Source organism: Thioalkalivibrio sp. ALE9, assembly GCF_000377445.1.
Classification (GTDB): Bacteria; Pseudomonadota; Gammaproteobacteria; order Ectothiorhodospirales; family Ectothiorhodospiraceae; genus Thioalkalivibrio.
Map to the genome: position 1 here is coordinate 177,899 of NZ_KB898123.1, position 22,110 is coordinate 200,008.

Consider the following 22,110-nt stretch of genomic DNA (forward strand, 5'->3'; position numbering starts at 1 on the left):
GAGCACTCCATCGGGCGGTTTCCGTGGTCCCTCGGCAGGCGCTGCAAACAGCGACTCAGCAGATGCGGGGCAACTGCTCGCCGGCGGGCAGGATCACCCGGCGTTCCACGCCGGTCGCGAGGCGTCGGATGACCTCGGGCTCGCCCGCCTTGGCCTGGCCGATCGCAACGGCACCGGCCGTCTCCGGTCGTGACCGCAGCACGCCCAGTGCCTGTTCGGCCGCGGGTTCCGGCACAGCAGCCAGGAAGCGGCCCTCCGAAGCGCTGTGCAGCGGGTCCAGACCGAGGATCTCGCAGGCCCCGCGCACGTCCGCGCGCACCGGGATGGCCCCATCGTCCAGAACCAGGCGGCAGCCGGAGGCGTGGGCCAGTTCCTGCAGCGCGGCCACCGTGCCGCCGCGGGTGGGGTCGCGCAGGGCATGCACGGGCACATCGGCTGCCAGCAGCGCGGCCACCGCCCCGGCGACCGGGGCGCTGTCGCTGGGGATCGGCGGGTCCAGCCCCAGTCCCTCGCGCGCGGCCAGGATGGCGACGCCATGCCGGCCCAGGTCACCGCTGGCCAGCAGCATGTCACCGGGCCGGATCGCGTCCGGTGCGATCCGCACCCCCTCCGGCACGATGCCCACCCCGCTGGTATTCAGGTAGGCCCCGTCGCCGCGCCCGGCCTCGACCACCTTGGTATCGCCGGCCACCACCCGGACGCCGCATTCTTCGGCGGCCGCGCTTACGGAGGCGAGGATGCGCCGCAGGTCCTCCAGGGGCAGCCCCTCCTCGAGGATCAGCCCCAGCGTCAGCCACAGCGGCCGCGCCCCGGCCATCGCCAGGTCATTGACCGTACCGTGCACCGCGAGGCGGCCAATGTCGCCGCCAGGGAAGAACAGGGGGCGCACCACGAAGCTGTCGGTGGTCATGGCCAGGCGTCCGTCCGGTGCGTCGAGCACGGCCGCATCGGGGGCGCCGCGGGCCGGGGTGCCCAGTGCCGGCAGGATCACCTCGTCCAGCAGCTTCCCCTGCAGCCGACCCCCGCCGCCATGCGCGAGGCGGACCGCCTCAGTGGTCATGCCCCGCCCCGGTAGTGCAGATAGGCGGCACAGGCCCCCTCGGAGGACACCATCGGCGCGCCCAGCGGAGTGTCCGGGGTGCACTCGCGGCCGAAGGCGGGGCAATCGGTCGGTCGGCGCAGCCCGCGCAGCACCTCGCCGGCGATGCAGGGCCCGTCCGCACCGGTCGCGGGGGCCGTGATCCCGAAACGCGCGACCGCATCGAAGCGGGCATAGGCCGGGCGCAGACCCAGCCCGCTGGCGGGCAGGCGGCCCATGCCGCGCCACTCACGTTCGACCGGCTCGAACACGCGGCTGACCGCATCGCGCGCGGCCGCGTTGCCGTCGTCGCGGGCGGCCCGGTCATAGCGGTTCTCGACCCGGCCCTCGCCGCGTTCCAGTTGTTCCACGCAGGCCCGGATGCCGGCCAGCAGGTCCACCGGCTCGAAACCCGTCACCACGATGGGCACCCGGAAATGCTCGGCGATTGCCTGATAGGCCGCCGCCCCCTCCACGGTGCAGACATGCCCGGCGGCCAGGAACCCCTGGATACGGTGGTCCGGATCCGTCAGCAGAGCCTCCATCGCTGGGGGTACCAGCGAGTGCGAGACCAGCAGCGACAGGTTGGGCAGCCCCAGGGCCTCGGCCTGCAGTACCGCGATCGCGGCGGCCGGGGCGGTGGTCTCGAAGCCCACCGCCAGCAGCACCACCTCGCGCTGCGGGTGTTCGCGCGCCAGGGCGACCGCATCCAGCGGCGAGTAGATCACGCGCACATCGCCGCCGGCCGCGCGCGCGGCGTTCAGGTCGCCCAGTGCGCCGGGGATGCGCAGCATGTCGCCGAAGGTACACAGCATCACCTCCCGGCGGCGGGTCAGCAGCACGGCCTGGTCCAGAGTCTCGGTCGGGGTCACGCAGACCGGGCAGCCGGGCCCGTGGAGCAGCTCGACCGAGCCCGCCAGCAGGTCGTCCAGCCCGTGGCGCAGGATCGCGTGGGTCTGGCCGCCGCAGACCTCCATCAGGGTCCAGCGCCGGGTGCAGGCCGCGCGGATCGCCTCCGCCTGGCGCAGGATCAGCGCCGGGTCGCGGTATTCGTCGAGGTGCCTCACGGGCCCTCCGGCGCGGGCGGCTCGTGCTCGGGGATCTCGCGCAGTGCGGCCAGGGTGCGTTCGGCCGCGGCCTCGTCGATGGTGGCGATCGCGATGCCGGCATGTACCAGCACGTAGTCGCCCGGCCCGGCCTCCGGCGTGCAGGCCAGCGAGACCGTGCGGGTGACGCCGCCGAAGGCCACGCGCGCCTGGCGGAACAGCGGGTCGTCACCTTCCACGCTGTCGATACGACCGGGGATGGCAAGGCACATCGGCTCAGTCTCCGTTCGGTGGCACAGCGGCCCGGCGCGCGATCACCGCCTGACCGAGCGCCAGCCCGCCGTCGTTCGGCGGTATGTGCTGCGGCCACAACGGGCGGAAGCCGGCGGTTTGCAGGGCGTCCACGCATTGTTGCAGCAGTCCCCGATTCTGGAAGCATCCGCCGGTCAATGCCACGGTTTCTCGTTCGCCCGTCCGGGCGGCCGCCACCGCGAACCGCGCCAGTGCGCTATGCAGCCGCGCGGCGATCGCCCCGGGGGTGGCACCGGCCGCCTTCGCCGCCAGCAGGGCGGTGATCAGCGGGCCCCAGTCCGCCTGCCAGGGCATGGCGTTATCCAGCACGAGATCCGGGCCATCCACCGTGCCCGGTGCGGCCTCTGCTGCCTGCTGCACCAGCATCGCGGCCTGCCCCTCGAAGCCGGCACCGGTGCGCAGCCGGGTCAGGGCCGCCACAGCATCGAACAGCCGCCCGACGCTGCTGGTCCAGGGCGCGTTGACGCCGCGATCCAGGGCGCGGAGCAGCGCTGGCCACTCGGCATCGTCGAACAGGGCCCGCGCCGGGCTGGCCGCCAGGGCCGCCGTATCGCCCGCGAAGTGCGCATGCAGCAGCCCCAGCAGCGCGCGTCGCGGCTCGCGGATTGCGGCCTCGCCCCCCGGCAGGCGGAACGGGCGCAGATGGCCCAGGCGCTTCCAGCCACCATCGGCGTCCACGGTCAGGCACTCGCCCCCCCAGAGCGTCCCGTCCGTACCCAGCCCCGCGCCGTCCCAGACCAGCGCCAGGACCGGGTCCTGCACCCCGTGCTCGGCCAGACAGGCCGCGGCATGGGCGTGGTGGTGCTGCACGGGGAAGACCGGCACGCCCGGGCGCTCGGCGAGTGTGGTAGAGGCATAGTCCGGGTGTCGGTCGCATGTGATGCGCTCGGTCTGCACGCCGCAGAGCCCGGCCAGCGCGCGGGCCTCGCTGTCGAGGCGGCGCAGGGCCGGATCGCTGTCGAGGTCGCCGACGTGGGCGCCGACCACGACCTCGCGGTTCAGGGCCAGCGCCGGTGCCGCCTTGAGGTGGCCGCCCAGCGCCAGCGTGACCGGGCCGGGCTGCGGCAGCGGGATGCGCAGGGGCAGGGCTCCCCGTCCCACGCGCAGGCACTGCGGCTGCCCGGCCGCGATCTGGAACACGCTGTCGTCCAGCGGCCGCGCAATCGGACGGTCGTGGTCGAGGATGGCATCCGCGATCCCGCCCAGCCGAGCCACCGCCTCCTCGCCGGAGATACAAAGCGGTTCGCCGCTGCGGTTGCCGGAGGTGCAGACCAGCGGGGTCGCGAGTGCGTCCAGCAGCAGCTGGTGCAGCGGTGTGGCGGCCCGCATCAGCCCGAGGCGGTTCAGCCCCGGGGCGATGTTGTCGGCCAGCGGCGCGCCGGGCTGGCGATCCACCAGCACGATCGGAGCCTCCGGGGCATCTAGCAGGCCCCTTTCCGCATCGGATACGTGGGCCAGACAATCCAGCCAGTCGCCGTCCGGCAGCAACACCGCCAGCGGCTTTTCCGGGCGCTGCTTGCGCGCTCGCAGGCGGGCGATGGCCTCCTCGCGGGTGGCGTCCGCCAGCAACTGGAACCCGCCCGCGCCCTTCAGGGCCAGGATCTGCCCCGCGCGCAGGGCCGCCACAGCGGCCTCCAGTGCCGCATCCCCGGTGGCCTGTTCGGTGCCGTCCGGCGCGCGCAGCAGGAGCCGGGGCCCGCAGTCCGGGCAGGCCATCGCCTCGGCATGGAAGCGCCGATCCCCCGGGTTCTCGAACTCCGCACGACAGGCCGGGCACAGCGGGAAGTCATGAAGGGTGGTGCCGGCACGATCCCAAGGCAGCGCCGTGGCAATGCTCCAGCGCGGGCCGCAGGCCGTGCAGGCGGTGAACGGGTAGCGGTAGCGCCGCGCCGTCGGGTCTCGGATCTCGGCCAGGCAGTCGGGACAGGGGGCGCGGTCCGGGGCCAGGGCCGGGGCGCCGCCTCGGTTCGGCCCCGTAGTGAGCCGGAAGCCGGCTGCGCCGGTGGGGGTTACGGGGCTGACAGAGATGTCATTGACACGTGCGGCCACCGGCGCCTCTTGCGCCAGTGCCGAACGAAACGCATCCAGGCGAGCCGCGTCCCCCTCGACCTGGATCACCACGCCCTCGGGCGTGTTGCCGACCGTGCCGACCAGCGCCAGCCGTTTTGCCAGCGCCGCGACGAATGGGCGAAATCCCACGCCCTGCACCCGGCCGGTGACGACCAGGCGCCAGCGCTCCCGCGCCGGGCTAAGTGTCGCGGGCGTGTTCACGCCACGTCCAGGCTCCGCAGCAGGATCTGTTGCGCCTCGGGGTGGGTCTCGTCGTCGGAGGTCTCCACCTCCAGCTCGGCGCCCTCGGCCAGCGTGCCGCGGGTGCCATCCTCGAAGTGCTCGCGAAAATGCTCCGGCGTGATGTGCGACAGCGCGCCCAGCCAGACCCGCACCCGGGTGACCCGCTCGGCGTTGTTATCCGCCGCCACCTGCTCGATCTTGCGCATCAGGTCGGCCATCAACGAAAACTCGTGCATCCGTGTTCCCCTATCCGAAAAAGCAGGCGTACTCGTCTTTCTCCACCACACTCAGCACATCCTCCAGCGAGGCCAGTTCCGGGTGTGGGTCGTAGCCGTGCCACTTCAGGTCTGCCCGTTGCCAATAGAGTTTCCAACGGCCCGATTTGCGCACGAACGTGGCCTTGAACACCGGGTGTTCCATGACCCTTGTGGGAGCATCCATCAGCGGGCGCACTTCGTACAGCACCACGCTTTGGCCTTCGAGACGCCAGACAAGGTCCAGACGGTCTCGAACATGGGCGGGCGGTCGGCGCCTTTCCATGAACCCCTCCATCACTTTTTCAATCCGCTTGCGCTCGAATTCGCTCAGGGCCATATGTATCCGTTCTCCGTTGCTGTCGGGGCCAATCGCTGGCTAGTCGGGGTCGGCAAAGTGACGATCCCGATAGTTTAGAGTGTGTGCCACGAGACAGCGCTGAAGCGATCCTACGGGCAAGGCTGCCCGTGTCCGGCCAAGTCTCCGTAAAGCGCGACCCCTTCCACCAGCCGACCCCCTCGGGAGACCTCATGCAGATTAACCTCGACACCCCGGATCTGATGACCCGCGTACGGCTGGAGTCGCGCTGGCGTTCGGCCGGCGCCGTGGTCACCTCCAGCCAGACACCGGAGGCGCCTGACCTGGTGGTGGTCGATCTCGGCAGCCGTGGCGTGGAAGCGGTATCGAGCTGGCGCGAGCGCTACCCGGACGCAACGATCCTGGCCTTTGGCCCGCACGTGGAAGGGGCCATGCTCAAGGCCGCGCGCCAGGCGGGCGCCGACGAGGTCGTGGTCCGCGGCAAGGTGGCCGATCGGGTTGCTTCCAAGCTGGGGTGCTGATTGAACCGGAAGGCGTTCGGCCGCGTCATCCGGCGCCCGCGCTCATGCAGAGGCGGTACGGCGTGAGGCGGACAGAGCGCGCAGGCGGCGGCGCTGCATCTTGAGGCGATACTCCAGCTCCTTGAACTGGGTGTGCAGTTCCGTGCGCAGCCAGCGGTCGTTCAGGACCTCGCGACCGGCCCGTATGTTGCGCGCGTGGACCTCCTGCCACTGGTTCACGATTTCACGGAAGCGCTGGTACTCGCGCTCCAGGGTCGCGCGCCAGTTGTCGTGGATTGCGCCCGCTGTGTCGGCGTTGAGCAGCCGGCGAAACTCGGTGTGCAGCCGCGCGCGCAGGATCTTGAATCGCGGCGTCCAGCGCCGGTCATACACCAGTCCCGTCCAGGCAAAAAGGTTGATCAGCCATTTCGAGGGGTCGTACTGCCACCAGCGCACCCCGTTGCGGTAGTCCGCCTGAAAGGCGTGGTGGAAGTTGTGGTACCCCTCGCCCCAGGTGAGCAGGGCGACCAGGCCGTTGTCCACGGCGGTGTTCTCGTCGCTGTAGGGGCGCCGGCCCCACCAGTGCGCCAGGGAGTTTATGAAGAACGTGAAGTGGTGGCTGAGCACCAGGCGCAGCACGCCGGCCAGCAGCAGCATGCCGACCACATCGCCGAACGCCAGCCCCAGCAGCAGCGGCAGGCCCAGGTTCAGCCCCCATGCGAGCGTCCAGTAATGACGGTGCTGCCACATTACCACCGGGTCCTTCGCCAGGTCCTTCACGCGCGAATAGTCGGGCTCGCTGGTGGGCCAGTTGCGCAGCATCCAGCCCATGTGGGCGTGCCAGAAACCGCGCTTGATCGAATGCGGATCGCGGTCCACGTCATCCACGTAGCGATGATGCACGCGATGCCGCGCGCCCCAGTTGTAGATGCTGTTCTGCAGCGCCAGGGCGCCACTCAGTGCCAGCAGAACGCGCAGAGGCCCACGCGCCTTGAGGGTGCGGTGCGCCCACAGCCGGTGATAACCGACCGTGACGCCCAGCCCGCTCAGCACCAGGAACAGCCCGAAGAACAGCCAGGCCGCGCCGCTGAAACCCTGGGTGAACCACCACCACGGCACCAGCGTGACGGCGGCCAGGTTGGTCAGTACGAAGAAAACTGCCGGGGTCCAGGCAATCGGAGGGGAGCGTTCGGACATCGGGGAGACCTGCTGACGATCGGGGCGAGCGAGGGTGCTCGTCCATTCATACTGTATGAGACCACTGCGGGCGCAAAAAATGCCCTTGTGCCGGAAGGCCGGCCCCAGCGACCGGTCGGATGCGGGGCATTCCACCGGAGCCGACGTTCGGCGCCGGGTCTTTCCAACCGTGTCGGGCCTCCCTGTAAGATGTGACGCTTGTTTCGAAGGCCGGCCCGGTCGCTCCCGTGGCCGAATACCCGCCATTGCTGGCCACGTCGAGTCACCGACTACGGCCCGTTACATCCAGCGATCAAAGGGAGTGATTGATGGGCCTCGGTGTTGGACTCGTGGTGCTGGCGGCTTTCTTCTGGGGGTTGTCCGGCGGGATCGGCGGCATCCTGATGGCCGAGGGCTGGGACGCCTTCGTGGTCTCGTTCTACCGCGGTGCCATCGGCCTGCTGTTCGTGCTGATCTGGCTCGCCTGGCGTCCCGGTGGCAGCGGGCTGGGCAGCGGCAAGATGTGGTTCTGGTCGGCCGTGGCCGGGCTGGGCGTGGCCGGCAACTTCGCGTTCTACTTCCTCAGCATCGCGCATGGCAGTGTGGCGGTCGCCGCCACGTTGATGTACTGCGCCCCGGTGTTCGTCTACATCATCTCCTTCGCCCTGCGGCTGGAATCCCCGACCACGCTCAAGCTGGTGGCCATCGCGATGGTCATGGTCGGCATCGTGCTGCTGACCCAGATCTACGACACCGGAGCGGGCAATGTGACCCTGATCGGCGCCGGTGCCGGCCTGCTGGCGGGCCTGTCCTACGCGATCTTCATCTTCGGCTTCAAATACGCCGGGCAGCACGGCAGCCCGCAAGCGATCCTGACGATTGCCTTCGGTGTGCTGGTCATCCTGCTGATGCTGCCGGGCGACAATACCCAGATGGTGGAGGTCCTGAGCACCTCCGACTGGCCGCTGTTCCTGGCCCTCGGCATCTTCGGTGCCGGGCTGTCGTTCGCGTTCTACATCAATGGCTTGCGGACTACGGCCCCCGCCGTTGCCTCGATCGTCGCGATGATCGAACCGGTCACCGCCACGCTGTTCGGCGTGGTGATCCTGCACGAAAGCCTGGCACTGGTTCAGATCATCGGCATGGCCCTGATCCTGGTCACCGTCACCGCCCTCAGCGTGTCCTCCCGCGCCACGCCGCCCCCGGTCCCCGAGCGGGGCCGCGACGCCGAGTAGCGTTGTCGCACGGAGTTCCGGATCGCCCGCGCGATCCCTCCTGCCGGGCGGCAGGCCTTTGATGCGCGGGGAGATGCCACGCCGGTCTGCAGGGCTGGTATCCTCGCAGCCTGTTGAAGGTGGCCGCTGCGGGCGGTCGCGCACGATCTTTCCGGGCTCGCCCGGACCGAGGATTCTGGAGGCTGCATGAGCAGTACGCACCGACCCACCGATATCCAGCTGCATCAGAAGTCGCGCATCCTGGAGTTGACTTACTCCGACGGTTCGCATTTCGAGCTGCCTTGCGAGTTCCTGCGCGTGTACTCGCCCTCGGCCGAGGTGCGCGGGCACGGGCCGGGCCAGGAGGTGCTGCAGGTGGACAAGGAGGACGTAAACATCACCGCGATCGAGCCGGTCGGCAACTACGCGGTGAAGCTGGTGTTCTCCGATGGTCACGACACCGGCATCTACGACTGGGACTATCTGCACAAGCTCGGCACGGAGCAGGAAAGTCTGTGGCAGGATTATCTGGATCGGCTGAAAGAGGCCGGCCACGAGCGCAAGACGCACTGACAACGGCAGCTTGATGAAAGAAGAACCCGGCAAGACCCACTTCGGCTACCAGACCGTACCCGAGTCCGAGAAGGCCTCGCGGGTCGGCGAGGTCTTCCATTCGGTCGCATCGCGCTACGACGTGATGAACGACCTGATGTCGATGGGCATCCATCGCATCTGGAAGCGCTACACCCTGGAGCGCACCGGGGTGCGCCCGGGCATGAAGATCCTCGACCTGGCCGGGGGCACCGGGGACCTGGCCGGGGCCTTCGCCCCACGTGTCGGGCCGAAGGGGCAGATCGTGGTCTGCGACATCAACGCCTCGATGCTGGAGGCCGGGCGCGACCGCATGCTGGACGAGGGCCATGTGGGCAACCTCGACTTCGTGCAGGCGGACGCCGAACAGTTGCCCTATCCGGATGACTACTTCGACCGCGTAACCATCGCCTTCGGCCTGCGCAACGTGACCCGCAAGGAACGCGCACTGGCTGAGATGCGCCGGGTGATCAAGCCGGGCGGGCGCGTGCTGGTGCTGGAGTTCTCGCAGCCGATGGCGCCGCTGCGCCCGCTCTACGATGTCTATTCGTTCAAGATGCTGCCGCTGATGGGCAAGCTGGTCGCCAACGATGCGGACAGCTACCGCTACCTGGCGGAGTCCATCCGCATGCACCCGGATCAGGAGACCCTGGCCGGGATGATGCGCGACGCCGGCCTGGAGAGGGTCGAGTACGACAACCTGACCGGCGGCATCGTCGCGCTGCATCGCGGCACAAAACTGTAACGTTTTCATGGCCGAACCCTTCGCTCTGCCCAGTCCGTTCACGGCCCTGATCGAGGCCACGCTGAACGAACACCTGGCGAGCGCGCCGGAGAAGGACCGGGCGCGCCTGGCCGGGCGCGCAATCGCCATCGTGATCGAGCCCCCGGGGCTGGCCCTTTCGCTGGTCGGGGCCGCCGACCGACTGCAGGTCATCGGCGGTGTCGAGGAGCCGGTGGATGTGCAGCTGGCGGGCTCGCCCCTGTCGCTGGCCGCAGCGCTGGCCCGCGACGACCGTTCCGGGCTGACCATCACCGGTGACGCCACCGTGCTCTCCGATCTGCAGCATGCGCTGCGGGATTCCGGAATCGACTGGGAGGGGCTGTTCGAGCGCTTTGCCGGCGCCGGGGCCGCCGGACCGCTGCGCCACCTGCTCGATCAGGCCCGCGGCAGCCTGCGCCACCTCGGCCGCCGCTCCGCCGAGGATACCGCCGACTATCTGCGCGACGAGCTCGAGTGGCTGCCGGCCGGCGGGGCCTTCGAGGCCTTTGCCGAGGACGTCGCCGACCTGCGTGACGGGGTCGCCCGCCTAGATGCCCGGCTGCGCCGTCTGGAGGCACAGCCCTCCGCACCTGACGACCGGCAGTCCTGATGCGCCGCGCGCTGTACCGGGGCCTGCGGCTGTGGACCATTGCGCGGGTCCTGGTGCGCTATCGCCTGGACGTCATCCTGTTTACGCTGAAGCCGCTGCGCCCGCTCAGCTTCCTGCTCTACCTCGCGCCCTGGAACTGGTTTCGCCGTACCGAAGGTACGCGCGGCGAGCGCATCCGCCGCGCACTGGAGGACCTGGGGCCTATCTTCATCAAGTTCGGGCAGATGCTGTCCACCCGGCGTGACCTGCTGCCGGACGACATCGCGGTGGAGCTGGCCCGGTTGCAGGACCGGGTGCCCCCGTTCCCGTTCGAGCAGGCGCGCGCGCTGATAGAGTCCGAACTCGAGCGTCCGATCGAGATCGCCTTCGCCACGTTCGAGGACACGCCGATCGCCTCGGCCTCCATCGCCCAGGTACACGCGGCCACGCTGCAGGACGGGCGCGAGGTCGTGGTCAAGGTCGTGCGCCCCGGCATCCTCAAGACCATCCGCGCCGATCTCGAGGTGATGCACCTGATCGCGGACCTGGCCGATCGCTACTGGTCCGAGGCCAAGCGCCTGCGCCCGCGCGAGGTGGTGGACGAATACGAAAAGACCGTCACCGACGAGCTGGACCTGATCCGCGAGGGCGCGAACGCCGCCGCGATCCACCGCAACTTCGAGGACAGCCACCTGCTGTACATCCCGGAGATCATCTGGGACTACACGCGCCGCAGCGTGCTGGTGATGGAGCGCATCGGCGGCATCCCGGTGGCCGACATCGCCGCGCTGCGCGAGCGCAACGTGGACTTGAAGCTGCTGGCCGAGCGCGGGGTGGAGATCTTCTTCACCCAGGTGTTTCAGCACAACTTCTTCCACGCCGACATGCACCCGGGCAACATCTTCGTCGATGCCACCCACCCGGACGACCCGACCTACCTGGCGGTGGACTTCGGCATCGTCGGCTCGCTGCTGGACTCCGACCAGCGCTATCTGGCGGAAAACTTCCACGCCTTCTTCAACCGCGACTACCGCCGCGTGGCCGAACTGCACGTGGAGTCCGGCTGGGTGCCGAAAGACACCCGCGTGGACGAGTTCGAAGCGGCCATCCGCACCGTCTGCGAGCCGATCTTCCAGCGCCCACTGGACGAGATCTCGTTCGGCCAGGTCCTGCTGCGCCTGTTCCAGACCGCGCGGCGCTTCAACATGGAGGTCCAGCCACAGCTGGTGTTGTTGCAGAAGACCCTGCTGAACATTGAGGGTCTGGGCCGCCAGCTGTACCCGCAGCTGGACCTGTGGACCACCGCCAAGCCATTCATCGAGAAGTGGATGCACGAACGCATGGGCGTGCGCGCGTTCATCCGCAATGCGCAGCAGCACCTGCCGCGCCTGCTTGCCCAGCTGCCCGAGATGCCCATGCACCTGGAAAAGGCCCTGACGGTCGAAGAGCAGCGCGCCGAGCGCGACGCCGCTCTGCGCCAGCAGATCCGTGACCTGGAGGAAGGCCTGCGCCGCCAGAACCGTCGGCGCCACGAGGCCTGGGGGGGCGCGGGACTGCTCGCCTTGGCGGGGCTGGCCACCCAGCTCGACGTGTCCACCTGGCTCGGCCTGGCCTGGCCGGCCTGGCCGCTCGGCCTGGTTGGCGCCGCCATGCTGCTATTCGGCCTGCGCCCTGGCCCGTACCGTCGCCCCGTCGATCGCACCTGAACCCCACAGGCAGCGTCGCCCGTTCATGCATGGGCCGTGTCGCTGCAGACAGTAGGAGGCCAGCCCTCTGGCCGATGGGGACCTGTCCAACGCCCCATCGGCCAGAGGGCTGGCCTCCTACGGGGAGCGGTCCGGCGCCCGGGGTCAGACGTCGAGGAGCAGGCGCGCCGGGTCCTCGATGGCGTCCTTGATGGCGACCAGGAACTGCACCGCATCGGCGCCATCCACCAGACGGTGATCGTAGGATAGAGCTACGTACATCATCGGCCGGATCACCACCTCGCCGTCCACCGCAACGGGGCGCTCCTTGATCGCGTGCATGCCCAGGATCGCGCTTTGCGGCGGGTTCAGGATGGGCGTCGAGAACAGCGAGCCAAACACACCGCCGTTGGTGATGGTGAAGGTGCCCCCGCGCAGCTCGTCGATATCCAGCTTGCCGTCGCGGGCACGCTCGGCGAAGTCGCGGATGCGGCGCTCGATGTCGGCGACGCTGGCGTTGCCGGTATCGCGCAGCACCGGTACGACCAGCCCGCGCGGTGACGACACCGCGATCCCGATGTCGCTGTAGTGATGGTAGACAATCTCCTCGCCGTCCAGCGCGGCATTGATCACCGGGAAGCGCTCCAGCGCCCGCGTGGCCGCGGCCACGAACAGGCCCATGAAGCCGAGCTTGATGGAATGGCGCTTCTCGAAGGTCTCCTTGTAGCGCCCGCGCAGGGCCATCGCCGCGGACATGTCGATCTCGTTGAAGGTGGTCAGCATCGCGGTGGATTGCTTGGCCTCCAGCAGGCGCTCGGCGATGCGCGCACGCAGCCGCGTCATGGGCACGCGCTCGATGCGTTCGGCACGGTCCGTCGGCTCGGTCGGGCGTTGCGCCGTGCGGGCGGCCGAACCGGAGTCTTCCGCCTGCGCACCCGTACGGGTCCCGGAACCCGCGGCCCGCTGGTCACGAACGCGCTCCACATCCTCGCGCTGGATGCGCCCATCTTCCCCAGTGCCCTCGACCTCCCCGGCACTGAGCCCGGCCTCCTGCAACAAGCGCCGAACGGAGGGAGAGGGCGGCGGCGCACTGCCGGCATCATCCGCGCCCGTACCGGACGCTGCGGACTCGGCAGCGGGCTGCGCGTCGGCGCGCTCCTCCTGTGCGTCGGCAGCCGGGGCGGGCTCGGCAGGCTGCCCCTGAGCCGCGGTCTTCGCCGGCTCCGGTTCGTCACCGGACTCGTCTTCCTCATCCTTTGGCGCGGCCTCGGCCGGCCCCAGATAGCCCAGCACGGCATCGGCCTTGACCACGTCGCCCTCGCTGGCGGACAGCTCCACCAGGGTGCCGGGGCCAGGCGCCGACACCTCGAGGACCACCTTGTCGGTCTCCAGCTCGGCAATGAGTTCATCGCGCTTCACGGGGTCCCCGGCCTTTTTGTGCAGGGCGATTACGGTCGCGTCGGCGACCGATTCGGGGAGTTCCGGGACCTGGATCGGGGTGCGATCGGTTGCCATCTCGCTTCCTTGTGCTGTACGTCAGTTTCGAAGATTCAGGGCGTCGGGTGCGGCGTGTCCCGCGAGCTGATGGGCCCGAACGCACGTTCGAGCAGATCCTTCAGCTGGGCCTTGTGCACCTCGGGGTAGCCGACGGCAGGGGCCGCGGCCGGGGGCCGCGCCACCGCGTGCAGGGTCTGGCCGCGTACCGCCAGCAGCGGGTTGATGCGCGGCGCGACGAACTCCAGATACCCCTGGTTCTCCGGCTCGTCCTGGACCCAGACGAACTCGTCCGCCTCCGGGTAGCGGCCCAGCAGCTCGGTCAGGCGTGCCTCGGGGAAGGGGTAGCACTGTTCCAGGCGCAGGATGGCCGTGTCCGCGTGCTCGCCCTCGGCCTGGCGGGCGGCCAGGTCGTAGAAGATGCGGCCGCTGGTGAGCAGGACGCGCTTCACCCGGTTCGGGTCGTCAATGCCGGCGTCGTCGATGACCGTCTGGTACTGGCCGCTGGCCAGGGCATCGAGGTCGGAGACCGCGTCCTTGTGTCGCAGCAGGCTCTTCGGCGTCATCACGATGAGCGGCTTGCGGTAGGGGCGCAGCATCTGGCGGCGCAGCAGGTGGAACATCTGCGCTGGCGTGGTCGGCACGCAGACCTGCATATTCTCCTGCGCCGCGAGCTGCAGGAAGCGCTCCGGGCGCGCCGAGGAGTGTTCCGGACCCTGCCCCTCGTAGCCGTGCGGCAGCAGCAGGGTCAGACCGGACAGGCGGCCCCATTTCTGCTCCCCGGAGGAGATGAACTGGTCGATTACCACCTGGGCGCCGTTCACGAAGTCGCCGAACTGCGCCTCCCAGATCACCAGGGCCTCCGGGGCGGCGGTGGCGTAACCATATTCGAAGGCCAGCACGCCCTCCTCGGAGAGCAGCGAGTCGATTACCAGGAAGCGCGGATGGTCCGGGTCCAGACGCCGCAGCGGCACGATGGCCTTCCCGGTCTCCTGGTCGTGCAGCACCGCATGGCGGTGGAAGAAGGTGCCCCGGCTGGAGTCCTGTCCGGACAGACGGATACGGTAGCCATCCTGGATCAGCGCCCCATAGGCCAGGGTCTCGGCCGCGCCCCAGTCGAGCGGCTGTTCGCCCCGCGCCATGGCGACGCGGGCCTCCAGGATCTTCTGCACGCGGTCGTTCGGGCGAAAGCCCTCCGGCGGCGTGGACAGCTGCTCCAGGGTGCGCGCCAGACGCTCGGCGGGCGCACCGGTCTCCACGTCCTGGTCCCAGGTCTGGTTCACGTAGGGGCCCCAGTTGGTCGAAGACCCGGTATGGCCATTGCGCTCGCGCAGCAGCGACAGCGCCACCGGCTGTCCGGCATCCAGCCGGCCGCGGTAGTCCTCCAGGGCCTGATCCTGGGCCTCTTCGGTGGTCAGGCCGTCGCGGATCAGGCGCGTGGCGTAGCGCTCGCGGGTGGTCGGCAGCTCGCGGATGCGGTGGTACATGCGCGGCTGAGTGGCGGCCGGTTCGTCGGCTTCGTTGTGCCCCTGGCGGCGATAGCAGACCAGGTCGATCACCACGTCCTTGCCGAAGCGCATGCGGTAGTCCAGCGCGATCTGGGTGACAAACACCACGGCCTCGGGGTCGTCGCCGTTCACGTGCAGGATGGGCGCATTCACCATCTTGGCCACATCGGTCGCGTAATGGGTCGAACGTGCGTCTTTCAGGGTCGATGTCGTGAACCCGATCTGGTTGTTCACCACCACGTGCACGGTGCCCTTGGTGGAGAAACCCCGGGTCTGGGACATGTTCAGGGTCTCCATGACCACGCCCTGCCCGGCGAACGCGGCATCGCCATGGATCACCACCGGCATCACGCGGTTGCCCTTGCGATCGCCAACGCGGACCTGGCGCGCGCGCACCGAGCCCTCGACTACCGGGGTGACGATCTCCAGATGCGACGGATTGAAGGCGAGCGCCAGGTGAACCGGCCCGCCCGGCGTATCCAGATCCGACGAGAATCCCATGTGGTATTTCACGTCCCCGGTACCGCGATCGTCACGCGGCCGGCCCTCGAATTCGTTGGCCAGTTCTTCCGGCGACTTGCCGAACAGGTTGACCAGCACGTTCAGGCGCCCGCGATGGGCCATGCCGACCACGAGTTCGTGCAGCCCGCGCGCGCCGCCACGCTGGACCAGGGCATTCAGCAGCGGGATCAGGCTCTCCGCGCCCTCCAGCGAGAAACGCTTCTGTCCGACATAGCGCCGGTGCAGGTAGCGCTCCAGGCCCTCGGCCGCGGTGAGACGCTCGAGGATGGCCAGGCGCGTCTCGTCGTCGAAGCCGAACCGGCCATGCGCGGACTCCAGGCGTTCCTGCAGCCAGCGCTTCTCGTCGGTGGCCATCAGGTGCATGTATTCCGCGCCGATACTGGCGCAGTAGGTCTCCTTCAGGACCCGCTCGATGGTATCGAGCGAGACGCGCCCCTCGATAAACAGGGAACCCGGATCGAAGGTGATGTCCGGGCCGACCTGGTCCAGCCCGTGATGCTCGCGGCTCAGCTCGCGCGGCGGCTCGGGGGACTCGCGTTCCAGCGGGTCGAGGCGGGCGCCGAAGTGCCCGAGATAGCGGTAGGCGTTGATGAACTGCAGCACCCGGATCTGCAGTTGTTCGTGCGCCAGGTCCGGACGGTCGGTCGAACGCCGGCGGCGTTCCGGCCGCGACACACCTTCCAGCGAGCGAAAATAGTCGGCCCAGGCGGGCGGGACCGAATCGGGGTCCTCGCGGTAGCGCTCCAGCAGACCCTCGGCAAAGGCCAGATTGTCGGGGTGCAGTTCCTGGCCGGAGACGGGGCTGTCCAGCCGGTGCCGGGATGGCATCTCGTTCATTCGCGGTCTTCCCATTCCTGATGCGACTACCCTTGTGACTCCGTCGGCGTGCGAGGTTCCTTGCAGGCACCCTGGCGCTTCGACGCGGGCTGACTTCGAGAGTAGCGCGTTTGCCCGGCCGAAGGCACACGGCCCGCATGTGGAACGTGCGATTCCGGCCGGGTTTCCCTACCATTCGCGCATGGATGTCTCCCCCCTGCTTGATTCCCTGAACCCGGCCCAGCGCGAGGCCGTGGCCGCCCCGCCGCAGCCGCTGTTGGTACTGGCCGGCGCCGGCTCCGGCAAGACCCGCGTGCTGGTGCACCGCATCGCCTGGCTGATCGGCGTGGAGGGCGTGGCCCCGCACAGCCTGCTGGCGGTCACCTTCACCAACAAGGCGGCGGCCGAGATGCGCGGGCGCATCGAGGCGCTGCTGGGCCACCCGGCCACCGGGCTGTGGGTCGGCACCTTCCACGGCCTGGCCCACCGCCTGCTGCGCCAGCACTGGCAGGAGGCGAAACTGCCGCAGGGCTTCCAGATCCTCGACTCCGACGATCAGCTGCGCATGGTCAAGCGCGTGCTGCGCGGCCTGGAACTGGACGAGGCGCGCTGGCCGCCGAAGCAGGCGCAGTGGTACATCAACGCGCGCAAGGACGAGGGCTCGCGCCCGGAACACCTGCCGGATACCGGCGACCCCGTCGCGCGCCAGTGGGTGCGCGTCTACACCACCTACCAGCAGGCCTGCGAGCGCGCCGGGGTGGTGGACTTCGCCGAGCTGATGCTGCGCTCGCTGGAGCTGCTGCGCGACAACAAGGCGCTGCTGGAGCACTACCGCACGCGCTTTCGCCATGTGCTGGTCGACGAGTTCCAGGACACCAACGACATCCAGTACGCCTGGCTGCGCCTGCTGGCCGGCGACAGCCCGGTGTTCGCGGTGGGCGACGACGACCAGTCCATCTACGGCTGGCGCGGCGCGAAGATCGAGAACATCCAGCACTTCCAGCAGGACTACCCGGGCACCCAGGTCGTGCGCCTGGAGCAGAACTACCGTTCCAGCGCCAACATCCTGAACGCGGCCAACGCCTTGATCCGCCACAACGCCGGCCGCCTCGGCAAGGAGCTGTGGACCGAGGACAAGGAGGGCGCGCCGGTGCGCCTGTACACCGCGCTGAACGAGCAGGAAGAGGCGCGCTTTATCGCCGAGACCATCGCCCGCCATGTGGACGAGGGCGGGCTGTACCGCGAGTGCGCCGTGCTCTACCGCTCCAACGCCCAGTCGCGCGTGCTGGAAGAGACCTTCATCGGCCGGCGCATGCCCTACCGCGTCTACGGCGGCCTGCGCTTCTTCGAGCGCCAGGAGATCCGCGACGCCCTGGCCTACCTGCGCCTGGCCGGCAACGGCGATGACGACGCCGCCTTCCTGCGCGTGGTCAACCAGCCGCCGCGCGGGATCGGCGAAAAGACCCTGGAGGGCCTGCGCCAGGCGGCCCAGGCGGCGGACACCAGCCTGCTTCAGGCGGCGGCCCACGCGGTGGATGCCGACGCCCTGCCCGGGCGTGCGCGCAACGCGGTCGCCGGCTTCGTGCAGCTGGTCCGCGATCTGCAGCAGGAGCTCCCGCGCCAGCCGCTGGCGGACCAGGTGGAGCAGGCGATCGAACGCGCCCAGCTGCGCGAGCACTACAAGAAGGAGAAGGGCGAGCGCGGCGAGGCGCGCCTCGAGAACCTGGACGAACTGGTGGGGGCGGCGCGCGCCTTTGACATGGAATCCACCGCCGAGAGCGAGGGAGGCGAGGGCAATCCGCTGACCGAATTCCTCGCCCACGCGGCGCTGGAGGCCGGCGAGGGCGCGGCCGACCCGCACGAGGACGCGGTGCAGATGATGACCCTGCACTCCGCCAAGGGCCTGGAGTTCCCGCTGGTCTTCCTGACCGGCATGGAGGAGGGCCTGTTCCCCAACGCGCGCTCGCTGGAGGAGCCGGGACGGCTGGAGGAGGAGCGCCGCCTGGCCTACGTCGGCATGACCCGCGCCGAGAAGGAGCTGTACCTGATCCACGCCGAGACCCGTCGGTTGTACGGGCGCGAGTCCTACAACGTCGCCTCGCGCTTCATCAACGAGATCCCGGAGGACGCGCTGGAGGTACTGCGCCCGCAGGCCTCGCCCTACGGCGCCGGACGCTTTGCGGCGGCCCGGCAGAAGACGGCGGGCTTCGGGTCCATGGATGCACAGGCCGCCGAGGCCTCCGCGGCGGGCCTGGCCATCGGCGCCCGTGTGCATCACGCGAAGTTCGGCGAGGGCCTGGTCACCCAGTTCGAGGGCTCCGGCAACTCGGCGCGGGTACAGGTGAACTTCGCCCACGCCGGCTCCAAGTGGCTGGTGCTCAGCTTCGCCAAACTGGAGGTTCTGGGTTAGGCGGAATGCCGCTTATTGCACCACGGAGAACACAGAGGGCACGGAGAAGGGCCAGGGCGATTTACAGGAAGGTGGGGAGACAGGAAGAGAAGGGCTGGATTAACAGGGCTGGCATTGTGAGCGTCGCGCGGCAATCTTTTCGCTAACACTGGCGGGAGTCCCAACCCGATCGCCGCGTCGCTTCGCTCCTCGCGATGACGTACTCAATAGCGACACGATGCGATTCGCCGCGCTCGCCACATCCTGCCCCTCTTCGCAGGGTTTCTGGTGCAAACGCCCTTGATCCCCTTCGTATCTTCGTGCGCTTCGTGGTGACACAAAAAAGCCCCGCCGAGGCGGGGCTTGTGAGCATCAAGCCGAACGGCGATCACTCGATCTTGATGTAGGCGAAGCCTTCCTCGTTCTGCAGTTCGGCCACGCGCACCACGCCCGAGGGGACGAAATTCACGTGGTCGTAGATCAGATCCTCGTCGAGGCCGATCTGCGAGCGGGTGATCTCGCACAGTTCCAGCTTCACGCCATGGGTGCTTGCGAGGCTCATCAGGCGGCCGCGCAGGGTCTCGCGCTCTTCCTTCAGTTCCTCGTCGGCCTCGAACGGCGTATCGGCGAGATTGTCGTCGGTCAGGAAGCGGATGCCGTGGGCCACGAACACGATGCGCACGTCGGCGTCGATGAACTCGTTCTGGTAGTGCGTCATCATGTTATTGATGCTGGTCAGCATCGCGGAGAAGCGGCGCGGGTCGGCGAAGTCGGCGTGATAGACCACCTTGGCCTCCGGCTCGAAGGCCTTGGCCTGGGGCATGAAGGCCAGGCTCGCGACCAGCAGGGTGGCCAGCAGGAGGGCCATGCCCGCGGCGGTTGCCGAGGTGGTTTGAAGGGTCCGGGGAAAGCGGTTCATCGTGGTCTCCTTTGTATGGTGTTGTTTCTTTCTAGAGTAGACGCCCCGGAACCCCCCTGTCATTCCCGCCACGCCCCGCTCCCGGTTGACGCGCAGCCGGCCCGGCGGTATGCTCTGCCGCCTTTTCCAGAACCTAGCGATTCAACGCGAGGGAAGTACTTTGGCGAATATTGCTTCTGCCCGTAAGCGGGCCCGTCAGGCGGTCAAGAACCGCGCCCACAACATGGCGCTGCGCTCCCGTTTCCGTACGGCCATGAAGGCCGTGCTGAAGCCGCTGCACAAGGGCGATGCCCAGGCTGCCGCCGAGGCCTACAAGTCGGCCGTGCCGGTGATCGACAAGACCGTGAGCAAGGGCCTGATCCACAAGAACAAGGCGGCCCGTCACAAGAGCCGTCTGAACGCCCGCATCCGCGACCTGGCCCAGGGCTAAGCCCCCGGCCATCTGGCCGGCCTCGCGCCGGCCGCGGATAGCTGAATCGCGAAGCCGCGCCCCGCAAACGGGCGCGGCTTTTTGCGTGGGTGGCATCCGGCGCGCCCCTGAACGTATTCCTCGCCGCTATCCCCCGTCATCGCGAGTCGCACAGCGACGTGGCGAGCTCTCGGGGTACCCGCGACTGCCGCGTTCCTTCCACAATGAGGGTTACGGGAGCTGAAAGACGCGCGCCTCGCCCTCACCGCGCGGGTCGGAGGCGGCCTCCAGACGGTCGGCCTCGGGCTCCCACAGGATGGCGTGCATGTCGCCGAACGGGCGGACCTGAGGCACCAGCTGGTGCCCGCGCGCGACCAGCTGGCCGCGCAACTCGGCATCAAAGGCGCCGGTCTCGTGCTCGACCCGGTCCGGCAGGTACTGGTGGTGATAGCGCGGAGCCGCCACCACATCCTCGATGGACTGTCCCTCGAGCACCCCGAGGATGCCGTGCAGCACCATGGTGATGATACGGCTGCCCCCGGGCGTCCCCAGGATCGCCACCCGCTCGCCGGTGTCGACGAAGGTCGGGCTCATGCTCGACAGCGGCCGGCGCTGCGGGGCGATGGCGTTGGCCTCGAAGCCGACCAGGCCGTAGGCGTTGGGCTCGCCCGGTTTCGCCGAGAAGTCGTCCATCTCGTTGTTCAGGAGCACACCGGTGCCGGGCACCACATAGCCGGCGCCGAAGGGGTAGTTGAGGGTCAGGGTGGCCGCGACGCGGTTGCCCTCGGCATCGATCACGGAGAAATGCGTCGTCTGGCGGCTCTCGGTGGCGGCGGCCTCCGGGTGGTCGGCCTTCGGATCCACCGACAGCGGCAGGTAGCGGCTGGGGGTGGCCGTGTCCGGATGGATCGTGGCGCGCAGTCCGGCGGCGTAGTCGCGCGACAACAGCCGCTCCAGCGGCATCTCGACATGATCCGGATCGCCCAGATACTCGGCCCGGTCGCGGTACGCGCGGCGCATGGCCTCGATGGTCAGATGGGCGCGCATGTCCGGCGCCAGCGCCTCGAGGTCATAGAATGAAAGGATGTTCAGGATCTGCCCCAGTGCCACCCCCCCGGAGGATGGCGGGGATGCCGTGGTGATCTCGGCCCCGTGGTAATCGAGTCGGATCGGGTCGCGCTCGACCACCGCGTAACCGGCGAGGTCGTCCAGCGTCCAGATGCCGCCCGCCTCGCGCACCCCCGCGACCAGCTGCTCGGCCAGTTCACCGGTATAGAACCCGTCGCGGCCGGCGTCCGCCAGGCGCCGCAGGGTCGCGGCCAGATCCGGCTGGCGCAGGGGCGCCCCTTCGTCCGGCAGCTGGCCGTCGTCCAGGTAGATGTCGCGCGCGTCTGCGCCGTCGCGCAGGGCCTGGTGGCGGAACCCCGCCATCTGCCGATAGCGACCGCTGACGGGGACACCGTCTTCGGCCAGACGGATCGCCGGGGCCAGGCTGTCCGCCAGCGACAGACGCCCGTAGTTCCGCGCGATGTGATCGAGGCCGGCCGGCATGCCGGGGATGCCCGCCGCCAGCACGCCGTCCAGCGACAGTCCGTCGACCACCTCGCCTTCCGCATCCAGGTACATGTCGCGATGCGCCGCGGCCGGGGCGGTCTCGCGGGCGTCGACCATCACGCTGCGGTTCGAGTCGGCCTCGTACAGCAGGAAGAACCCGCCGCCCCCGAGGCCGGAGCCATAGGGTTCGGCCACGCCCAGCGCGGCGGTGATGGCCACGGCGGCGTCGAAGGCATTGCCGCCGTCGCGCAGCACGGCCTCGCCGGCCTCGCTGGCCGCGGGGTGGGCAGTGGCCACCGCATGCTGCCCGGGCCCGGCCCAGGCCAGCGGGGCGGCCAGTGCCAGGGTGACAAGGACGGCGCCGCGCAGGAGGGGTCGATGCCAGTCCACGAGGTTGCCTACTTCGCGGCCATCAGGGCTTCATACTTGGCCTGGAGCTGTTCGCGGGTCTCCTTGTGATCCGGGTCCAGCGGGATGCAGTCGACCGGGCAGACATCCTGGCACTGCGGCTCGTCGAAGTGCCCGACACATTCCGTGCACAGATTGGGGTCGATCTCGTAGATCTCGTCACCCGGGTAGATGGCCTCGTTCGGGCACTCGGGCTCGCAGACATCGCAGTTGATGCATTCGTCGGTGATCATCAGGGCCATGGGCCAATCCTCGTATCCAGTCGCAGGGCC

The 22,110-nt window shown here is 69.1% G+C and carries 20 protein-coding genes; 8 read left to right on the forward strand and 12 right to left on the reverse strand.

All coding sequences use genetic code 11. The features are described 5' to 3' along the window. Positions 1 to 55: 55 nt before the first annotated feature. Genes hypE through D106_RS0104040 form a run of 6 tightly spaced genes read right to left on the reverse strand, consistent with a single transcriptional unit; the run spans position 56 to position 5,322 of the window. The gene (gene hypE, locus D106_RS0104015) at positions 56 to 1,060 is read right to left on the reverse strand and encodes a hydrogenase expression/formation protein HypE (protein ID WP_018879293.1); all 1,005 of its coding nucleotides are present in this window, start codon (positions 1,058 to 1,060) and stop codon (positions 56 to 58) included. After that, on the reverse strand, positions 1,057 to 2,145 hold the full coding sequence (hypD, locus tag D106_RS0104020) for a hydrogenase formation protein HypD (RefSeq protein WP_018879294.1): 1,089 nt from the start codon (positions 2,143 to 2,145) through the stop codon (positions 1,057 to 1,059). The genes hypE and hypD overlap by 4 nt, the downstream gene beginning before the upstream one ends. Beyond that, positions 2,142 to 2,396: a HypC/HybG/HupF family hydrogenase formation chaperone gene (locus D106_RS0104025; protein ID WP_018877027.1), complete on the reverse strand. Its 255-nt coding sequence runs from the start codon at positions 2,394 to 2,396 to the stop codon at positions 2,142 to 2,144. Before D106_RS0104025 ends, hypD begins: the two co-directional genes overlap by 4 nt. A gap of 4 nt (positions 2,397 to 2,400) precedes the next feature. Further along, the gene (hypF, locus tag D106_RS0104030) at positions 2,401 to 4,707 is read right to left on the reverse strand and encodes a carbamoyltransferase HypF (RefSeq protein WP_018879295.1); all 2,307 of its coding nucleotides are present in this window, start codon (positions 4,705 to 4,707) and stop codon (positions 2,401 to 2,403) included. Next, positions 4,704 to 4,964, reverse strand: coding sequence for a hydrogenase maturation nickel metallochaperone HypA (locus D106_RS0104035; protein ID WP_018863238.1), 261 nt, complete (start codon positions 4,962 to 4,964; stop codon positions 4,704 to 4,706). Before D106_RS0104035 ends, hypF begins: the two co-directional genes overlap by 4 nt. A 10-nt stretch (positions 4,965 to 4,974) precedes the next feature. Continuing rightward, complete coding sequence (locus tag D106_RS0104040) at positions 4,975 to 5,322, reverse strand: DUF3024 domain-containing protein (protein ID WP_018877025.1); 348 nt, start codon at positions 5,320 to 5,322, stop codon at positions 4,975 to 4,977. A gap of 191 nt (positions 5,323 to 5,513) precedes the next feature. Here D106_RS0104040 and D106_RS0104045 point away from each other — a divergent pair, with 191 nt between their 5' ends. Further along, positions 5,514 to 5,822 (forward strand): response regulator transcription factor, encoded by a 309-nt coding sequence (locus tag D106_RS0104045; protein ID WP_018867573.1) that lies wholly within the window; start codon positions 5,514 to 5,516, stop codon positions 5,820 to 5,822. Between the two features lie 42 nt (positions 5,823 to 5,864). Here the strand turns inward: D106_RS0104045 and D106_RS0104050 are convergent, their stop codons facing one another. Next, positions 5,865 to 6,998, reverse strand: a complete 1,134-nt coding sequence (locus D106_RS0104050) for an acyl-CoA desaturase (RefSeq protein ID WP_018879296.1) — start codon at positions 6,996 to 6,998, stop codon at positions 5,865 to 5,867. Between the two features lie 308 nt (positions 6,999 to 7,306). Between D106_RS0104050 and D106_RS0104055 the strand changes: the two genes are divergently transcribed. The 5 genes from D106_RS0104055 (at position 7,307) to ubiB (ending at position 11,840) form a co-directional block, all read left to right on the forward strand. Continuing rightward, on the forward strand, positions 7,307 to 8,212 hold the full coding sequence (locus tag D106_RS0104055) for a DMT family transporter (protein WP_018878216.1): 906 nt from the start codon (positions 7,307 to 7,309) through the stop codon (positions 8,210 to 8,212). Positions 8,213 to 8,398: 186 nt separating this feature from the next. Continuing rightward, positions 8,399 to 8,764 (forward strand): gamma-butyrobetaine hydroxylase-like domain-containing protein, encoded by a 366-nt coding sequence (locus D106_RS0104060; protein WP_018867570.1) that lies wholly within the window; start codon positions 8,399 to 8,401, stop codon positions 8,762 to 8,764. A gap of 13 nt (positions 8,765 to 8,777) precedes the next feature. Next, on the forward strand, positions 8,778 to 9,527 hold the full coding sequence (gene ubiE, locus D106_RS0104065) for a bifunctional demethylmenaquinone methyltransferase/2-methoxy-6-polyprenyl-1,4-benzoquinol methylase UbiE (protein WP_018867569.1): 750 nt from the start codon (positions 8,778 to 8,780) through the stop codon (positions 9,525 to 9,527). A gap of 7 nt (positions 9,528 to 9,534) precedes the next feature. After that, entirely contained in the window at positions 9,535 to 10,155 is a 621-nt protein-coding gene (locus D106_RS0104070) for an SCP2 domain-containing protein (RefSeq protein ID WP_018878214.1), read from the forward strand. After that, complete coding sequence (gene ubiB, locus D106_RS0104075; protein WP_018878213.1) at positions 10,155 to 11,840, forward strand: ubiquinone biosynthesis regulatory protein kinase UbiB; 1,686 nt, start codon at positions 10,155 to 10,157, stop codon at positions 11,838 to 11,840. The genes D106_RS0104070 and ubiB overlap by 1 nt, the downstream gene beginning before the upstream one ends. A gap of 144 nt (positions 11,841 to 11,984) precedes the next feature. Here ubiB and odhB read toward each other — a convergent pair whose 3' ends face one another. Beyond that, a complete protein-coding gene (gene odhB, locus D106_RS0104080; protein WP_018879297.1) occupies positions 11,985 to 13,334 on the reverse strand; it encodes a 2-oxoglutarate dehydrogenase complex dihydrolipoyllysine-residue succinyltransferase in 1,350 nt (449 codons plus the stop codon). Between the two features lie 35 nt (positions 13,335 to 13,369). Next, entirely contained in the window at positions 13,370 to 16,180 is a 2,811-nt protein-coding gene (locus D106_RS0104085) for a 2-oxoglutarate dehydrogenase E1 component (protein WP_018879298.1), read from the reverse strand. A gap of 181 nt (positions 16,181 to 16,361) precedes the next feature. Between D106_RS0104085 and uvrD the strand changes: the two genes are divergently transcribed. Beyond that, a complete protein-coding gene (gene uvrD / locus D106_RS0104090; RefSeq protein ID WP_026280558.1) occupies positions 16,362 to 18,569 on the forward strand; it encodes a DNA helicase II in 2,208 nt (735 codons plus the stop codon). Positions 18,570 to 18,936: 367 nt separating this feature from the next. On the opposite strand, the gene D106_RS0104095 is transcribed toward uvrD, so the two are convergent. Further along, the gene (locus D106_RS0104095; protein ID WP_018879300.1) at positions 18,937 to 19,467 is read right to left on the reverse strand and encodes a DsrE family protein; all 531 of its coding nucleotides are present in this window, start codon (positions 19,465 to 19,467) and stop codon (positions 18,937 to 18,939) included. Between the two features lie 160 nt (positions 19,468 to 19,627). On the opposite strand from D106_RS0104095, the gene rpsT reads away from it, so the two are divergent. Further along, positions 19,628 to 19,897, forward strand: coding sequence for a 30S ribosomal protein S20 (rpsT, locus tag D106_RS0104100; RefSeq protein WP_018880926.1), 270 nt, complete (start codon positions 19,628 to 19,630; stop codon positions 19,895 to 19,897). A 210-nt stretch (positions 19,898 to 20,107) separates the two neighbouring features. Here the strand turns inward: rpsT and ggt are convergent, their stop codons facing one another. Beyond that, positions 20,108 to 21,820: a gamma-glutamyltransferase gene (ggt, locus tag D106_RS0104105; protein WP_018879301.1), complete on the reverse strand. Its 1,713-nt coding sequence runs from the start codon at positions 21,818 to 21,820 to the stop codon at positions 20,108 to 20,110. Between the two features lie 8 nt (positions 21,821 to 21,828). Continuing rightward, positions 21,829 to 22,080 carry a YfhL family 4Fe-4S dicluster ferredoxin gene (locus D106_RS0104110; RefSeq protein WP_017942992.1) on the reverse strand — a complete coding sequence of 84 codons (252 nt, stop codon included), beginning with the start codon at positions 22,078 to 22,080 and terminating at the stop codon, positions 21,829 to 21,831. Between the last annotated feature and the right edge of the window lie 30 nt (positions 22,081 to 22,110).

What these genes read in the sequence shown, in the direction of transcription:
- hypE (WP_018879293.1), bottom strand. Translation starts at nt 1,060, where the DNA reads ATGACCACTGAGGCGGTCCGCCTCGCGCATGGCGGCGGGGGTCGGCTG.
- D106_RS0104025 (WP_018877027.1), bottom strand. Translation starts at nt 2,396, where the DNA reads ATGTGCCTTGCCATCCCCGGTCGTATCGACAGCGTGGAAGGTGACGAC.
- D106_RS0104035 (WP_018863238.1), bottom strand. Translation starts at nt 4,964, where the DNA reads ATGCACGAGTTTTCGTTGATGGCCGACCTGATGCGCAAGATCGAGCAG.
- D106_RS0104040 (WP_018877025.1), bottom strand. Translation starts at nt 5,322, where the DNA reads ATGGCCCTGAGCGAATTCGAGCGCAAGCGGATTGAAAAAGTGATGGAG.
- D106_RS0104045 (WP_018867573.1), top strand. Translation starts at nt 5,514, where the DNA reads ATGCAGATTAACCTCGACACCCCGGATCTGATGACCCGCGTACGGCTG.
- D106_RS0104050 (WP_018879296.1), bottom strand. Translation starts at nt 6,998, where the DNA reads ATGTCCGAACGCTCCCCTCCGATTGCCTGGACCCCGGCAGTTTTCTTC.
- D106_RS0104055 (WP_018878216.1), top strand. Translation starts at nt 7,307, where the DNA reads ATGGGCCTCGGTGTTGGACTCGTGGTGCTGGCGGCTTTCTTCTGGGGG.
- D106_RS0104060 (WP_018867570.1), top strand. Translation starts at nt 8,399, where the DNA reads ATGAGCAGTACGCACCGACCCACCGATATCCAGCTGCATCAGAAGTCG.
- ubiE (WP_018867569.1), top strand. Translation starts at nt 8,778, where the DNA reads ATGAAAGAAGAACCCGGCAAGACCCACTTCGGCTACCAGACCGTACCC.
- D106_RS0104070 (WP_018878214.1), top strand. Translation starts at nt 9,535, where the DNA reads ATGGCCGAACCCTTCGCTCTGCCCAGTCCGTTCACGGCCCTGATCGAG.
- ubiB (WP_018878213.1), top strand. Translation starts at nt 10,155, where the DNA reads ATGCGCCGCGCGCTGTACCGGGGCCTGCGGCTGTGGACCATTGCGCGG.
- odhB (WP_018879297.1), bottom strand. Translation starts at nt 13,334, where the DNA reads ATGGCAACCGATCGCACCCCGATCCAGGTCCCGGAACTCCCCGAATCG.
- D106_RS0104085 (WP_018879298.1), bottom strand. Translation starts at nt 16,180, where the DNA reads ATGAACGAGATGCCATCCCGGCACCGGCTGGACAGCCCCGTCTCCGGC.
- uvrD (WP_026280558.1), top strand. Translation starts at nt 16,362, where the DNA reads ATGGATGTCTCCCCCCTGCTTGATTCCCTGAACCCGGCCCAGCGCGAG.
- D106_RS0104095 (WP_018879300.1), bottom strand. Translation starts at nt 19,467, where the DNA reads ATGAACCGCTTTCCCCGGACCCTTCAAACCACCTCGGCAACCGCCGCG.
- D106_RS0104110 (WP_017942992.1), bottom strand. Translation starts at nt 22,080, where the DNA reads ATGGCCCTGATGATCACCGACGAATGCATCAACTGCGATGTCTGCGAG.